General features: G+C 67.0%; 8 protein-coding genes and 1 pseudogene. All 9 read left to right on the forward strand.

All coding sequences use genetic code 11. From position 1 onward, the window contains the following. Positions 1–149 (forward strand): annotated as a pseudogene (locus NP3_RS50215) (PAC2 family protein); the annotation flags it as partial. A 99-nt stretch (positions 150–248) separates the two neighbouring features. Continuing rightward, positions 249–2,855 (forward strand): AMP-binding protein, encoded by a 2,607-nt coding sequence (locus tag NP3_RS02155; protein WP_063037229.1) that lies wholly within the window; start codon positions 249–251, stop codon positions 2,853–2,855. Between the two features lie 477 nt (positions 2,856–3,332). Then, complete coding sequence (locus NP3_RS02165; protein WP_218024794.1) at positions 3,333–4,526, forward strand: NsdA family TPR-like regulatory protein; 1,194 nt, start codon at positions 3,333–3,335, stop codon at positions 4,524–4,526. 47 nt (positions 4,527–4,573) lie between these two features. Beyond that, positions 4,574–8,515 (forward strand): CHAT domain-containing protein, encoded by a 3,942-nt coding sequence (locus NP3_RS02170; RefSeq protein WP_063037232.1) that lies wholly within the window; start codon positions 4,574–4,576, stop codon positions 8,513–8,515. Positions 8,516–8,576: 61 nt separating this feature from the next. Beyond that, the gene (locus tag NP3_RS02175; protein ID WP_063037234.1) at positions 8,577–8,789 is read left to right on the forward strand and encodes a hypothetical protein; all 213 of its coding nucleotides are present in this window, start codon (positions 8,577–8,579) and stop codon (positions 8,787–8,789) included. Next, positions 8,779–9,102, forward strand: a complete 324-nt coding sequence (locus NP3_RS02180; protein WP_040691710.1) for a type II toxin-antitoxin system PemK/MazF family toxin — start codon at positions 8,779–8,781, stop codon at positions 9,100–9,102. The genes NP3_RS02175 and NP3_RS02180 overlap by 11 nt, the downstream gene beginning before the upstream one ends. 153 nt (positions 9,103–9,255) lie before the next feature. Further along, on the forward strand, positions 9,256–10,743 hold the full coding sequence (locus tag NP3_RS02185) for a TIGR02677 family protein (RefSeq protein ID WP_307676371.1): 1,488 nt from the start codon (positions 9,256–9,258) through the stop codon (positions 10,741–10,743). Then, positions 10,743–12,158, forward strand: coding sequence for a TIGR02678 family protein (locus tag NP3_RS02190; protein WP_063037286.1), 1,416 nt, complete (start codon positions 10,743–10,745; stop codon positions 12,156–12,158). Before NP3_RS02185 ends, NP3_RS02190 begins: the two co-directional genes overlap by 1 nt. Positions 12,159–12,161: 3 nt before the next feature. Beyond that, on the forward strand, positions 12,162–16,373 hold the full coding sequence (locus tag NP3_RS02195) for a TIGR02680 family protein (protein ID WP_063037236.1): 4,212 nt from the start codon (positions 12,162–12,164) through the stop codon (positions 16,371–16,373). Positions 16,374–16,388 lie beyond the last annotated feature (15 nt).

Genomic DNA, 16,388 nt, shown 5'->3' on the forward strand with positions numbered 1-16,388 from the left:
AGATCAGCGAGTACGTGCGCTCGCTCGAGGAACGCGGCGACGCGGCCGTCGATCTCAATGACGCGATGGCCAAGATAGATGGCGACGCGATCGCGGCCGAATTCGAAAAGTACCTGCGCAGGCGGGGTCCGGGCAGCTTCGGGCTGTAATCGGTTCGCCTCATTGCGGTCCGGGTTCGGACAATTCACCGAAAGTTCGCCATGGGGCCACGTGTAGGTATGGAAAGGCTTGCCATCTAGACTTCCCGGGTGACTATTCACCGGATCGTCGCGCACCTTCGCAGTTTCGACGACCGGATCGCCGTCCTCTGCTCTCGATCTCCCTCGGCGGCCGTCACAGCAGCGGAATCGGTGCCGGATGGTTTGGAGCGGATCACCTATGCGCAGCTGGCGGCACGTGTCGAGGAGTACGCGCGGCAGCTCGGAGCGACCCGGCGCCTCGTCGCGCTCGCAGCGCGCAACGATATCGACTCGCTCGTCGCATATCTCGGCGCGCTGAGTGCGGGCTGCGTTGTTCTGCTCACCGCGGAGGTCACCAGCGAATTGCTGGATACCTACGATCCCGATGTCGTGATCGATGCGGGCCCCCCTGATTTCCGGCGGACCCGCTCCGCACATCGCCTGCATCCGGAGTTGGCGCTGCTGCTGAGCACTTCGGGGTCGACGGGTTCACCGAAGCTGGTGCGATTGTCCGCGGCCAACCTGATGTCGAATGCGCAAGCCATTGCCGAATATCTGGCCATCGACGCCGATGATCGCGCCGCGACGACCCTGCCGATGTTCTATTGCTACGGACTGTCGGTGGTGCACAGCCATTTGCTGCGCGGCGCGAGCCTACTGCTCACCGACCGATCGGTCCTCGACGACGAATTCTGGGTCCAGTTCCGTCGCTACGGCGCAACATCTTTCGCGGCGGTGCCGTACACGATCGATCTGCTCGAACGCGTCGGCTTCGCCGAGATGACACTGCCGAGCCTGCGCTATATCACCCAGGCGGGCGGCCGCCTGGCACCCGAGCGGGTCCGTGACTGCGCCCGGCTCGGCAAGCGGGCGGGCTGGAACTTCGTCGTCATGTACGGCCAGACCGAGGCCACCGCGCGAATGGCCTATCTGCCACCGGAACTGGCCGCCGAACATCCGGACTGCATCGGCAGGCCGATTCCCGGCGGCCGATTCACTCTGGAGCCGGTGCCGGACACCGATGACAAGGAGCTGGTCTATCACGGGCCCAACGTGATGCTCGGCTATGCCGACGGCCCACGCGATCTCGCCCTGGGCCGCACGGTCGAATCGCTGCACACCGGCGATCTGGCCCGGTGTACACCCGAGGGCCTGTACCAGGTGGTCGGCAGGCGCAGCCGGTTCGCCAAGATCTTCGGCCTGCGCATCGATCTGCAACGCCTCGAATCCGGTTTGGCCGCAGCCGGTTTGACGGCGTGCTGCACCGATGGTGACGACCAGTTGGTCGTCGCCGCCGAATCTCCGGCGGAATCGCTCGCCGCGACCGCCGCCGAACTGTCCGGTCTGCCCGCCGCGGCGATCCGCGCCTGCGCGGTCGAGGAAATACCGCGCCTGCCCAATGGCAAGCCCGACTATCCGGCGATCCGCGGACTCTCCGCACCCGAACCCGAACTGCCGCCACGCGATATCCGCGCGCTCTACGCCATTGCCCTCGGGATCGATCCGGCCCGGGTCCGCCGCGACAGCACCTTCGTCGATCTCGGCGGCAATTCGCTGACCTACATCACCACCTCGACCCGCCTCGAGCGCGCACTCGGGCGACTGCCCGCGAACTGGCCGGACCTGACCGTCGCCGAACTCGAGCGAGTTCCGGACGGCCACCGGACATTCGGTCGCACGGTGGACACCCCGACCTTGTTGCGCGCCGCCGGAATCGTGCTGATCGCCAGCGCGCATATCGGCATATTCGTGCACTGGGGCGCGGCACATATCTTGCTCGGCGTCGCCGGATTCAACTTCGCCCGCTTCGCGGTCACCATGTCCCCACGCGCGGAACGGCTGCGGCACGCGCTGCACACGGTGGCGCTCATCGCGATTCCGACCACCGCCTGGGTGGCGCTCACACTGCTGTTCACCGACTATTACAGCTGGCAGAACGTGTTGCTGCTCAACAAGATTCTCGGACCGCGCGACAGTGACACCGCCGGGCACCTGTGGTTCATCGAGGTGCTCGTGCTGTTCATGGTCGTGTCCGCGCTCTTGGTACGGGTGCCTTTCATCGATGCCGTGCAGCGGCGCGAACCGTTCTGCTTCGCCATGGGGCTGGTCGGCCTCACCATGGTTTTCCGGCTCTGGTCGTTCGGGCTCTACCCGCCCAAGGATGTGCCGTTCTCGCCCCTGGCCTGCTGGTTCTTCGCTCTCGGCTGGGCGGCCGCGAAGGCTACGGCGATCTGGCAACGGCTGCTGGTGAGCGCCGTACTGCTGATCTCGGTGCACGGCTACTTCGGCGTTGCCGATCGGGAGCGGCTGGTGATGTCCGGCCTGCTGTTGTTGATCTGGCTGCCCGCGGTCCGCGTGCCCGCCCTGATGGCCGGGGTCGCCGCGCTACTGGCCGACAGCTCGTTGTTCGTCTATCTGCTGCACTGGCAGGTCTATCCGCCATTCGGGCAACACCATGTCGCGGCGCTGCTCGCATCCCTCGCGGCCGGTGCGGTCGCGACCTGGCTGGTGGCGAACCTGCGACGCAAGTCAGTCCTGGTGCACAGCTTCTTCGCCAAGAGCCTCGTCTGGAAGCGGGCAGCTCTCGATGGTCCACACCTGCGCCGCCGCATCCTGGGCCAGCTTCGCGAGCAGAATATCTCGCGGAATCGTCTGGCCGGCAAAGTGATCGAGTGACGGCACCACCACATGGTGCGCGTCCGCCCGCTTGAGCTCCTGGGTCAACTCGGCGAATGCCGTGCCGTCACCGGAAGTCGATTCATGGAATGTTGCGGCGAAGCAGAGTCCTTCCTCACGGGCGAGGCTACTCATCGCATCCTCGAGCTCTGCACTGTGGCCATCGGCCAGATCGTCACGCAAGTATCCATAGATCAACGCTTCCACCCGAACCTCCGTTGGATTGGGGATCTCGCTGTTCTCTAATGTGGATCACCCCCGTCGCCGAGGGGTATTGCGCACTTGCAAGAGCAGATGTCCTTACGTCTGGAGCGTGGCAAATCTTCCGCGCCCATATCCATCATGTAGGACGCAAAACTGCGAGTGCAGGTGTCAACCCAATGACATCTGTATGCCCTATCCGGGCCACTGAGCGTTAACTGGTGCGATACTACAGATGTGGCCGCTGGAGACGATCGACCCGTCTGGGCTGTCCGAATGCGCTCCGAACGCGATGCGCGGGGGTGGTCACAAGCCGACGCCGTCCGCGTGATGCGCGCGAAGTCTTCGCACAACCTGCCGACGGACAGTACCCTGCTGCGTAACTGGCGACGCTGGGAGTCAGGCGAGTCGCGTCCGGACGATTTCTATGCCCCCATAATCGCGGCCGCATTCGATACGGTGACGGCCGCGTTCTTCCCGAAAAATCGTCCCAATCGCGACGATGAACTGCTCTCGGCAACCGGGATGGACACCCTCGAATTCATTGGCAGGCTACGGATGTCGGACGTCTCCACGGCCACACTCGATGCCATCCGCATCACCGCGGAGCGGCTGTGCTGCGAATATCCATTCGCCGATCCGCACGATCTGCATACCGAGGGCACATCCTGGTTGCGTCGCATCACCTCGCTGCTGGACGGCCGACTGACCCTGGCACAGCATCGCGAAATTCTCGTACTGGCCGGTTGGGTTGCGCTGCTGGTGGGTTGCGTGGACTACGACCTCGGTCGGCGCACCACCGCGGAAGCCACTCGCCGCGCGGCCTATTCGCTCGGCCAGGAAGCCGAGCATGCCGAGATCACCGGCTGGAGTGCGGAAATGGCGGCCTGGTTCGCGCTGACCCAGGGCAACTATCGGGGTGCGATCGAGGCGGTCGACCCGGTGCTGACAACCGGCGGCAAACTCGGCGTCGGTGTCCAATTATGCGCACAACGTGCGAAGGCCTGGGCCCGCCTGGGTGATCGGCGCGAGGTGGAGGCATCGCTGAACCGGGGCCGAGCTATTCTCGAGCGACTCGACCATCCGACCAATCTGGACAACCATTTCGTGGTCGATCCGCAGAAGTTCGACTTCTATGCCATGGACTGCTGCCGGGTCGCGGGTGAGGATCCGCTCGCGGAATCCTATGCGCGCGAGGTCATCCGCCACTCGACCCGCGCCGATGGCACGATACGCAATCCGATGCGGGTGTCCGAGGCACATCTGACCCTCGCGGTGGTCGCGGTCCGCAACCGTGATCTGGAGCTCGCGCTGGACGAGGGCATGCGGGCCTTCGCGGGCAAGCGCCGGTCGCTGCCGTCGCTGATGTGGATCGCGGGTGAGACGGCGCGCGAAATCATCGAGCGCTATCCGGGCGATCCGCGCACCCGGGTGTATCTGGATCAGTTGCGGACCTTGTCCTGCGAGTGATCATTTCGGCGTACGTTTGACTCATCGCCAGCGGTAAGGGGTCGGCGATGAACAGGGTTCGCGTCATTGTGCGTCGCGATGCGAACGAATCGCTACGCACCACAGTCTTCGAGGCGGGTGCGCCCATCGGTGAACGGGTAGCGCCACTGCCTGATCTGGTGGCATGCGCGTGGGATGCGGTGGGCGGTCAGCCGGAAACGGTGCGTCGAACAGTCCTTCAGATAGGTACTGCGCTGCGTGACGCACTGTTCGAGCCCCACACGACCCGGCAGCTGACGCGACTCGTCGACAGCTCCGACACCGAGGTCGTCTTCGATGTCGACGACGAGACGATGCTGCTCCCCTACGAGATGCTGGTACTCGCCGACGATATGCCCCTGGCCATCCGGCCGACCGTAGCCATCTCCCGCAGGCATTCGGGTAACGGGCAGCCCACCTCGGTGCTGACACCGGGGCCGTTGAAAGTCCTCGCCGGGGTCGCCGCGCCGACCGAGACCCGCACGGCCAATATGGCATTGGATGTGGAAGCCGAGATGCAGGCGATCCTCGACGCGGTCGCACAGGTACCGACCGCTGGCGGCGGTGGCGTGCGCATTCTGGAAGTCGCTTCGCTGCAACAGATCACCACGGCACTGCGGGCCGAGGAGTTCCACGTGCTGCATCTGAGTGCGCACGGGTCGGCGACGATGCTGGAATTGGAGGATGAGGACGGCGATCCGGATGTGGTCGAGGCCGCGGATCTCATCGCCGCGCTGCGTGCTTCGGAGCGGACGCTGCCGCTGGTGGTGTTGTCGAGTTGTGGCGGGGTCGACGGTGGGCCTGCCGGGCTGGCGCGCACGCTGATCAGCGGGGGTGTCGAACGGGTGCTGGTCATGCAGACCCGGGTGTCGGACCGGTACGCCACGCTGTTGGCGAAATCGTTCTACGCCATGCTGTCCGCACATCCGGCCGGGTCGGTCGCCTTCGCATTGGGGCAGGCGCGCCAGGCCCTCGAGCAGGAGCGCCTCGCCGATGGCGCATCGGCTCCGCCCGAATGGTTCGTGCCGACGCTGCTCACCGGCGTCACGGACCGGCCGCTCTGGCATCCGACGGCGCCGCCGCGCCCGCTCGGACGCCGGACGCAAGCGCCGAGCGGTGCGACGGTGCGGGAGTTGCCGGTCGGATATCTGATCGGTCGTCGTGGGCCGGTGCGCGATATCGTCCGGATGCTCGATTCGTCGCGTGGGCGGCCGGGTGTGGTGATCACTGGTATGGGCGGGCTCGGGAAGACGGCGGTGGCCGGTCGCGTGGCCGCGCGCATGCGCGAGCGCGGCTGGCATATCGCCGAACATGTGGGGCAATGGAATCCGTCCGCATTATGCGACGCGGTCCGCACGGCGATCGAGGACGACCCGGCACTGCGCACGGTGTCCGATGCGCTCGCCCGCGACAGCGGGGAGCAGGCGCTGAAGCACGTCCATCGGTTGTTGGCGGGGAGCCGAGTGTTGTTGCTGTTCGATGATTTCGAACAGAATCTGACCCGACCGGGCGGTGCCGAATTCCTCGATCCCGGTTTCGCCGAACAGTTTTCGCAGTTGTGCCGGGTCGCCGGAACCGGCCGATTGCTGGTCACCTGTCGCTATCCGGTTCCCGGCGGTCTCACCGAGGTCGGCCTGACTCCGCTGAGCCCGGCGGAGTTGAAGCGAATGTTCCTGCGGCTGCCCCAGATCAGCGGTTTACGCGTGGACGAGCAGCGGCTGGTCGCGCGGACGATCGGTGGACACCCGCGGCTCATCGAATTCGTCGACGCGCTATTGCGCGGTGGCGACGGCACATTGCGGCCGGTCGGTGAACGGCTACGCCGATTGGCCGACGAACACGCCGTCGATCTCGGCCGGGACCGGACACTGTCCGAAAGCCTCGATACCGCGGTGGTGCTCGGCACCCGCGACATCCTCGTAGACGCGCTGCTCGACCTGCTCGATGCCGCGGAACGCGAACTGCTGCTACAGATTTCGCTCTCGCGGGCACCGCTGCGCGATCTGGATATCTACCATGCCCGCTTCGGTGCCGACGCGACCCGAGACCAGCGCGGCGAAGTGATGGCGGCCATCGATACATTGCTCAGGCTGACGCTGTTGACCACCGACGACGACCGATATCTCGTGCACCCGTGGGTCGCCCAAGCCCTCGATGCCCACCAGGGCACTGATCGTATTCGCCGTCACAACCGAGCCCACGGAATGCGGATGGCCCGAATCTCGGCTGGCTTCCGGGACTTCGACGACTACAGCGAGGCCTGCGGACATCTCCTTGCCGCGGGTCGGTACGCGGAACTCACCGAACTCGCCATCCCGTTCTGCCGCGAGTTGGACCAATTGCAGGTCGCCGCCCTGCTCGGCGAGATCATGCCCACCCTGCCGAACGAAACTCCCGGCTATCTCGAGCTCGGCGAGCGCGAGGTGCGCGCACTGCGCCGGACCGGGAACCTCGGTGCCGCGACCGATCGCCAGTGTGCGCTGGTCGAGGTGCTGCGGGCCAGAGTGCAATCGGCCTCGGGCAGTGCCGATGCCCGACGCGCGCTGGTCATCGGCCTGGACACCCTCGGTGAACTCGCCATGCTGGCCGGAAATCTCGGCACGGCGCGCGAGCACTACAGCCGATCCCTGCGCACCGCACGGCATCTCACGAATACCGACCCGCACAACGTCGATATGCAACAGGTGCTCAGCCGCGCATTGGAGAGCCTCGGCGATATCGCCGTGCGCACCGGCGATCTCACGGCCGCCCTCGCCCACCACACCGAGGCACTGGCCATCCGACGCTCCCTCGCCGACAACGACCCCACCCGCGTGGACCTGCGCCGCGACCTCGCCAATGCCTGCACCCGACTCGGCGACCTGGCGGTGCTGACCGCCGATCTCGACGGCGCACATTACCTCTACACCGAATCGCTCACGCTGCACGGCGGTCTCATCGAATCCGGCCCCGACGCCGCCGAATCCCGGCGTGGCCTGGCCATCGCGCATGGGAAACTCGGTGATCTCGCCATGCGCGCGGGGCACGGCGAGACCGCGAGCAGGCACTACTTCGAAAAGCTGCGCATCAGTGCCGAACTCTCGCTGGCCGATCCGGGCGATACCGAGATCACCCGCGATGTCGCCATTGCCATGCAGCAGATCGGCGACACCTCATTGCTCTACGAAACTCCCGAGGATGCGTTCACCTTCTTCACCGAATCCCTCGCCATCCACCGCGAGCTCGCCGAGAAGGATCCCGGCAATGCCGAATACCGACGAGATCTCGCCATCGCACTCAACCGATCCGGCGATGTGGCACTGCGACTCGGCGAACTCGCCACGGCCTCGACCCACTACACCCAAGCCCTGGCCATCCACCGCGGCTTCGCCGACGCCGACCCCGGCAATGCCCGAAATCAGCGCGACCTCAGCATCTCCCATGACAAACTCGGCGACTTGGCCGTCCGCACCGGCGACTATCTGGCCGCCGATCACCACTACACCCAATCCCTCACCCTGGCGGAACAGCTCGCGGCGGCCGACCCCACCAATACCGAAATGCAGCGCGACCTGAGCATTTCGCACCACCAACTCGCCCGGGTCGCCGCCGCGACCGGCGCCTTCACTCTCGCCTTCCGCCACAACACCGAGGCGCTCACCATCGCCCGCCGCTTGGCCACCGCCGACCCGGAGAATCTGCAACTGCACCGCGATGTCGGGCTGATCCTCTGGGCAATCGGGGATGCCGCCGAACGCGAACACGACTACGACACCGCCGTAGAGGTCTATCGCGAGGCCCTCGCGATCGCCCAGGACGTCCTCGACACCGACCCGGCCAGCCCTCGCGCCCTCCGCGATATGGAATTCGCCTTGACCAACCTGGGTCGCGTGGTCGACATCGTCGAACCGGACCCGCTCGGGCCGACCCGCATCGACGCCCTGCTCGAACAGGGGAAGACATTCCTCCGGCGCCTGCTGCCGCCGACCTGATTCCGCAGGTAGCGCCCATCTCTGTACCACTATGTGCGGTATCCGCTGTAAAGTCTGCTGTATGACGGTGCGCCTGAATATCTCGATGGACGACGATCTCGCGGCCCGTCTCCGTGCGGCATCCGACGACAAGTTGAGCGACTACATCGCCAAGGCGGTGCGCAGGCAGTTGCTCGAGGATGAACTCAGGGCATTGCCGGACAGCACCGGGACCGAATGGGTGAAGGACGCCGAGCAGACCGCCGAACAAGTATTGTTCGGCCGTGCCAGCTGAACCCACCCACCAAGGCCAGATTTGGAATCTCGTGAGCCGGATCTCCGGGCGCCGCGCGACGGTGGTGATCGTGGATTCCGATGTGGTTATTCGGCAGCGACCGATGTTGGTCGCCGCGCCGGTGCGCGAGGCTCGCGAAGTTCCGTCGCGCCACCAATTGCTCACCGTCGCAATGCCGGAGAGTTCGCAGGTGATCGCGCTGTACGACATCGCCATCGTGCCGAAGGACAGTCTCACCGAGCAGGTCGGTGACCTCACCTCGGAAGTACTCGAGCAGGTGAAGATCGGGCTGCGGGCCCGATTCGACCTGTGAGTCACCGGGTGGCGAACAGGCGCAAACTGGACGCGGCCACGCCGAATGGGGGTCGGTCTCGACACCCGCGACCGACCCGCTACTACCCTGTTCCCGGTGACCGACTCCGTTGACGGCCTGCCGTATGCCGCGCCCGCGCTATGGGATGAGCGGTTGCGGCTGTTCTCCTTCGCCACGGCCGAGAAGCGGGTGGAGTATCTGTGGGTGCTGCGGGCGTTCGACAATGCGCGCGCGGCCTATGTGGTGCTGCTGCACGCCGACGATGTCGCGACCTGGATCGAACGCAGTGCGCCCGATGCCCCGCAGCTGACCGGCGCGGAGATCGGGCCGCTGTTGGACCAGCTGCATCAGTGGGGTGTGGTCGAGCGCAGCTATGACGGCACGCGCGCCGCGACGCTCGCGGAATATCGGAATCGGCACTACGTCTATCAGCTGACCCAGGCCGGATTCAAGGCATATCGGGCGGTCGCGGGTGTGCTCGAGGCGCGGCTGGACGAGGCGGCGCTGTCGCGACTGGTGCTGCCCGAACTGCTCGCGGATCTCAATGCCCTCGCCGAGGCGAATAAGGCCGGTGACGCGGAGCGGGTGTACCGGACGCTGCGCCGCCTGGATGCCGCACTCTCGGATATGGCGGCACGGGCCGCGCATTTCTACCTCTCGCTCGGCGATATGGTGCGCACCACCGAGATCACCCCGGAATCGTTTCTGGCGCACAAGGACGCGCTGCTCGCGCATATGCGCGAATTCAGCATGGATCTGGCTCGTTTCGCGCCGCGCCTGGCCGCCACGATCGGTGAGATCGAGCAGACCGGCGTCGAGGAACTCATCGAGCGGGCGGCGCGCTGTGACGAACGGGTGCTGCTGAGTCCGGCCGAGCGGCAAGCGGATTGGCGGGCGCGCTGGCAGGGGCTGCGGACCTGGTTCGTCGCGACGGCCTCCGATATTCCCGGCGAAACGTCGGCCACCGAGGCGGACCGGCTGCGGGAGGCGACCATGAGCGCCATTGCCGCGGTGCTGTCGCTCCTGCGGCGGGTCACCGATTCACGTAAGGGCGGGGTGAGTCGCGAATCGGCGCTGCGGCACCTCGCGGGCTGGTTCACCGCCGCACCGACCGCCGACAGCGCACACGCGCTCTTCGATGCCGTCTTCGGTCTCGGCAGGCCGCGTCATATTTCCCTGGAACATCCGGACGCGGACCTGATTCCGGCGATCCGCTCCTGGTGGGAGGCACCACCATTGGAGATCTCGCGCACCCTCGCCGAAACGGGCAGGCCGCCGCAGGCCGGTGCCCCCGCCCGAATTCAACGCAATGACGCGGGAATTCGCCGACTCCGCAAGGCGCAGCTCGACGCGCAGCGCGCCCGCGCCGAGGCCGCCGAATCCCTGGCCGCCGCCTCGGTGCACGAGCGCGTCCTCGACGAACGGGAGACCGAGGTGCTGCTGCGCCTGCTCGATGCCGCGTCCACCGCCTGGGTTCCGGTGAGCGGCCGCGTCGACGGCACCACCGGCTCGGATAGCGGTGTCACCCTCACCGTCTCCGAACATCCGGGTTCGACGGTGATCCGCACCGCACGCGGGCTACTGCATTTGAACAACCGCCGCCTCGAGGTGAAGCAGTCGACCCGCGGGCGGCGCGCATGATCAACGCCCGCCGCATCGATTCGCTCGCACTCGACAACTATCAGCGCGCCGCCCGCGTCATCCTCGCCAACCACCTGGTCACCCGGACCTTTCCGGACCGGATCGCGCTGCCACTGATCCGGCGCTGGGCCACCGAACTACGCGAGGATCTGGCCGAATTGTTCGGCTACCGACTCGAGGTCACCGAAACGACAGCCCGGGTCTTCCCGGTCATCGATCGACTCGATTCGGGCAAACCGGCCCGCTCCGTCACCGAGCGCGTCTTCGACCGCCGCCGCTACGCCTATCTGGCCTTGGCGCTGGCAGCGCTCGGCCGCGCCGGGGACCAGATCACCTTGTCGGAGTTGGCCGATCAGGTCGCCGTATATACCGGACGGGTCGACGGCCTCGAACTGTCACCCGACCGCGCCGCCGACCGCGATGCCTTCGTCGATGCCGTCGGCTGGCTCGCACATCGGGGGGCGCTCACCCTGGCCGACGGCGATGCGGGTGGCTGGGCCGCCGATCCGGAGGCGGGAGAGGCGCTCTACGACATCGACCGGCCGGTGGTTTTCGCGCTGTTCCGACCGCCGCGCGCGCTGCAGCATCTACACAGTGTCCGTGGGCTGCTGACCGAGGACGCGCTCGCGCACGGTCCGGCCGCGAATGCGCAGGCCGCCGATGCGGCGCGGCGGGTGCGGCGCAGTCTGGTGGAGCGTCCGGTGGTGTACGCCGAGGATCTGGCCTACGACGAACGACCGCTGTTGTTGCAGGATCGGGTCGTCGCGGATGTCGAACAGTTCACCGGGTTGCGGGCCGAACGCCGCGCGGAGGGCGTCGCGTTGATCGATGTCTCCGGGCGTCTCTCCGATGTCCGTTTTCCGGGCACCGGCACATTGGCGCAGGTGGCGCTGCTGCTGGTCGGTGAGATCGCCGACCGTGTCCTCGATATCGACAATCCGGTACCGGTGCGTCCCGGCGCACCCGATCCCACCGTCGCCCTTGCCGAGCAGCTCGACGGCGCCATCCCCGAGTCCACCGTATTCGTGCCGCTCGCCGATCTCCCGTCCACCGAACCCGAAGTGGCGGAAGAGGTTTCGGATCCCGATGCGGAGGCGATGGCGTATGTGCGCGCGACGTACCCGTTCGTCGAAGCGAGCTGGGTCGGCGAGACGGTGCAGGCGCTGACCGACCGCTACGGTGTCACTTTCGCCGCGCAGTGGCAGGCGGACGTTCCCGGACTGGCCAGGGAGGTTACCGCCCTGTTGGAACGGCTGCGGCTGGTCCAGGTGGTCGAGGACGGTTTGATCATTCTGCCCGCACTGGCTCGCTACCGCGGCGCGGTCGTCACCGTCCGCACCAAGCGGGCCGCCGAGTTGTTCGTCACCGCCTCCGACACGCTCGGGGCCGACAGCGTTGGTACGGAAGGGATTTAAACCATGTCGCTCATCCATGGCGGAGTACGGTTCGTCCCGACCCGCGCCGGCATCATCAACCTGTGGGACTACCGCGACCAGGAGTACTGCTTCGCCGACGGGAGGCTGGTACTGCGCGGGCCCAACGGCTCCGGTAAGACCAAGGCCCTCGAAGTGCTGTTCCCGTTCGTGCTCGACGGCAGGATCGAACCGCGCAGGCTCAACCCGTTCGCGGGTGAAGAGCGCACCATGAAGTCGAACCTGTTGTACCGCAAGCAGGAATCCGCGTATTCGTATGTGTGGATGGAGTTCGCGCGCGGTAAATGGGACGACCCCGAGGTCGTCACCATCGGCATCGGTATGCGCGCCACCCGGTCCTCGGACAAGGTGACCCGCTGGTACTTTGTCGCCGACGGCCGTGCGGGCGTCGACTTTTCACTCATCGGCCCCGACGATCGGCCGCTGACCCGCAAGCAGCTGGCCGAGCAGATCGGCACCGACGCCATCGTCGATCGACCGGTCGAGTACCGCAATGCGATCGACGCACGCATGTTCGGTCTCGGCACCCAGCGCTACGACCAGCTGATCAATCTCATCCTCACGCTGCGCCGACCCCAGCTCGCGAAAAACCTTGATCCACGCGGACTTTCGCAGGCACTCACCGATGGTCTGCGCCCGCTCGACGAGCAGCTGATCCTGGACGCGGCGCGTTCGTTCAGCGATATGGAGGAGGTCGGGCGCACCCTGGAGGGGCTGGTCCACGCCGATACCGCCACCAGGTCCTTCGTCGATGTATACCGGAAATACCTGGCGGTACAGGCGAAGACCGATGTCGATCAGGTACGGACCCGACTCGATGCGGTGACCAACGCCAGCACCGCACTGTTCGCCGCCGCCGCACTGCGCGAACGTCGCGAGGGCGAACGGACCGCGGCCGAGGCGCGCGCAGACGATGCCGACCGCGCCTACGAACAAGCACTCTCCGACCGGGAAACCCTGCAGCGCTCCAGCGCCTACGAGGGCAAACAGCAACTCGACGATCTCGCCGACGCGGTGCGCCGCCTCGAGGCCTCGGCGGGTGTGCACAAGGACAAGGCGCTCAAGGCCCGGCAAACCCTCGATCAGCGCGGCCAGGAGGCCGAACGCGCCAAGGCAGCCGTACAGAACGCGGCCGCCGCGCTGGCCCGCGGCGAGGACGAATTGCGTGCCGCCGCCGAAGATGCGGGCATCACCTGGGCCGGATCGGCCGACCAGGCCCGTGGCGATCAGCTGACCGCCGCGGTCCGCGGACATGCCGAGGAACGCGACGCCGACGTGCGCGCGGTCCGCAAGGCGCTCGGTCTGATGGATTCCGCCACGGCCGAACGCAATCGGGCCGAACAGCTCGCCGAACGGGCTCGTGCGCTGCGCGAATCGGCCGCCGCCGAGGTCTCGGCTGCCGAGGCGGCCGTTGTGCTGGCGCGCACCGAAGCTGCGGGCGCACTGCGCACTTGGTGGGATGCGCATCGAGAGGTGTACTCCCCCATTCAGAAAGGCCTGTTCGAAGCGCTCGACACCGCACTGGCCGGTGCGGGCTCCGATGAGGCGGCCGGTGTCGCCGAGGTTCTGGCCGAACGCACCGAACCGCTGCTCGACGACATTCGCACCCGCCGTCAGGAAGCGCGCGCCACCGCCGCGCTGGCCGGTGACCGGCTGGTCGAACTCGAGGCCGAACGCGATGCGGTCGCGGCCCAACGTGACGAGGCCCCACCGGTGTCGGCCGCTCGTGCGCGGAATACGGAGGGGCGGCCGGGTGCGCCGCTGTGGCGACTGGTCCGTTTCGCCGATTCCGTGACACCAGCGCAGGCCGCGGGCATCGAGGCCGCGCTGCATGCCGCGGACCTGCTCGACGGCTGGGTCTGCGCGGAATCCGAACGGCCGCAGTACACCTCCGACCAGTTCCTGGTTCCCTTGCCTACCGCAGCGCGACCGTCCGGGCGCACGCTGGCCGATGTCCTTGTCCTGGAGGATGATTCGGCCGACCTCACGGTGCCGAAGCAGGTCATCGCAGACGTGCTGGCCTCCATCGCCCTGTACGACAAGGACTCCGATCTCAGCACCGAAGTCGGCGTAAGCACCACCGGCGGATTCCGCCAGGGCGTTCAGGTGGGCCGCCACCACAAACCTGATGCCGAATTCATCGGAGCGACCGCCCGCGCGAAGCGCCGGGACATCCGGCTCGCCGAGTTGACCGCGGCAGTCGAGTCGACCGAGGAGACACAGCGGCAGGCACAGGCCGCCGAGTCGGCAGGGAGCGCCGAACTGGAGCGAATCTCCGCCGCCGCCAAGGCATTACCGCGTCCCTCGGCCGTCACCGCCGCCCTGCGCGCGGTTTCGGAAGCGGCTGGCATGATGCGCTCGCGCTCCGAGGCCGTCCAACAGGCCGAACGCGACCTCGACCAAGCGGTAGCCGAAGCATCGGCCGTCGAGAAGAAGCTGCGGTCGGTCGCTCAGGCGCACCGCACGCCGCGCGATGCGCGCGAGATCGATGCCCTCGCCGCCGCCATCCGTCACTTCGAGAACACCGGAACGGGGCTGCTGCGCCTGCGCACCGACCACGAACGAGAGCGCGAACGCGAGCGCGAGGGTTCGGACCGCTTCGACGAGGCCCGCGATCTGGCCGAGGCCTTCGCCGAAGAGGCCGAGGCCGCCGATGCGGGCTACCAGGAGCAACTGCGCAAACTCGAAACCCTGCGCGAGGCACTCGGCGCGGGCGCCGCCGATATCGATCGCGAACTCGAACAGGCGCGCGCGAAGATCGAGGCGACCCGGGCGGAGCAGAAAGCCGCTCGCAAGGCCGCAAATGAGGCGATCGAGGCGGTTGGTGATGTGGAGGCGGCCTACCGCACCGCGCACGAGTCGCTCGGTACGGCCCTCACCGAGGTCCTGGCCGATGTGAAAGCCCTCGCGCCCTACGCCCAGCCGGATCTGCTCACCCTGCTCGGCGCACCTGCCGACAGCCGCTGGCCGAGCAGTGACGCCGCCTGGTCGACGCCCGAACAACTGCTCTACCGCATTTCGGCGGCCGGGCCTCAGATCGAACCCCAGGTGCTGCCGGACGAGGTAGCCGAACTCTTCGTCGACCTGACCGCCGCAACGTCTTCCGTGCGGGCGGGCGAGGCGGCCCGCAAATCCACGCGCAGTGCGGTGAACTCGGCACTCCAGGAATTCGACGCCGCGCTCGTCGCTTCCGGCCGCGATTACCGGCTGCAATGGGATGCCGCGGACGGCCTGACCGTCGTCCAGGTACAGGACGACAACGGGCTGTCGGCCCTCGCGGATTTCGCCACCCGCATCGACGCCGCCCGCCGCGATCAGGAATTGCTGCTCACCGACGCCGAACGCCGGATCCTCGAGGACGCACTGCTCACCGGCCTGGCACAGCAGATCTATGAACGCACCAGCGACGCGCGCGATCTCATCGCCCGCATGGGTGCGGAAATGAAGCAGCGCCGCATGTCCTCGGGCAATACCATCGGCGTGCACTGGGTGCTGTCCGATTCACTCTCGGATGCGGCCCGGGCCATGTGCAAGCTGTTGGATCGCGACGCCTCCTCCCTCGTCGCCGATGATCTTGCGGCCATCCGCGCCCACTTCGCCACCGAGATCCGGGCCGCCCGCGCCGCGCATCCGGAGCGTTCCTACCCCGAAATCCTGGGCGCGACACTGGACTACCGGACCTGGCGGGTGTTCTCCTTCACTCTCATCTCCGCCGACGGCAGCGAGGACAAGCTGACGGTGGCCAGGCACAGTGCGCTCTCCGGCGGTGAACAGTCGGTCTCGCTGCATCTGCCGCTGTTCGCCGCCGCGCACGTCATGCTCGACTCGGCCGATCCGCAGGCGCCGCGGCTGCTCGCGCTGGACGAGGCGTTCGCCGGTGTCGACGACAACGGCCGCAGCGAACTGCTCGGCCTGAGTGTGCAATTCGACCTCGACCTGTTCATGACCGGCTACGACCTGTGGATCACCTACCCGCACGTCCCCGGCTGCGCGCATTACGATCTCGCGCATTCGGCCGCCGAGAACACCGTCAGCGCAACGCTGCTGGTATGGGACAGCGGCGATCTGCTCGCCGAACACGATGGGACCGATCTCACCGCCGCGCTCGGCTCCCCCAACCGCCGCCGCGTCCCGAACTCGATCGAGGGCGGCCTGGCACTGGACAGTATGCCGGGCAGCCCGGCGCCGGTCGGCTGAATGTGAATGGATAGC

The organism is Nocardia pseudovaccinii NBRC 100343 (assembly GCF_001613225.1).
Lineage (GTDB): Bacteria > Actinomycetota > Actinomycetes > Mycobacteriales > Mycobacteriaceae > Nocardia > Nocardia pseudovaccinii.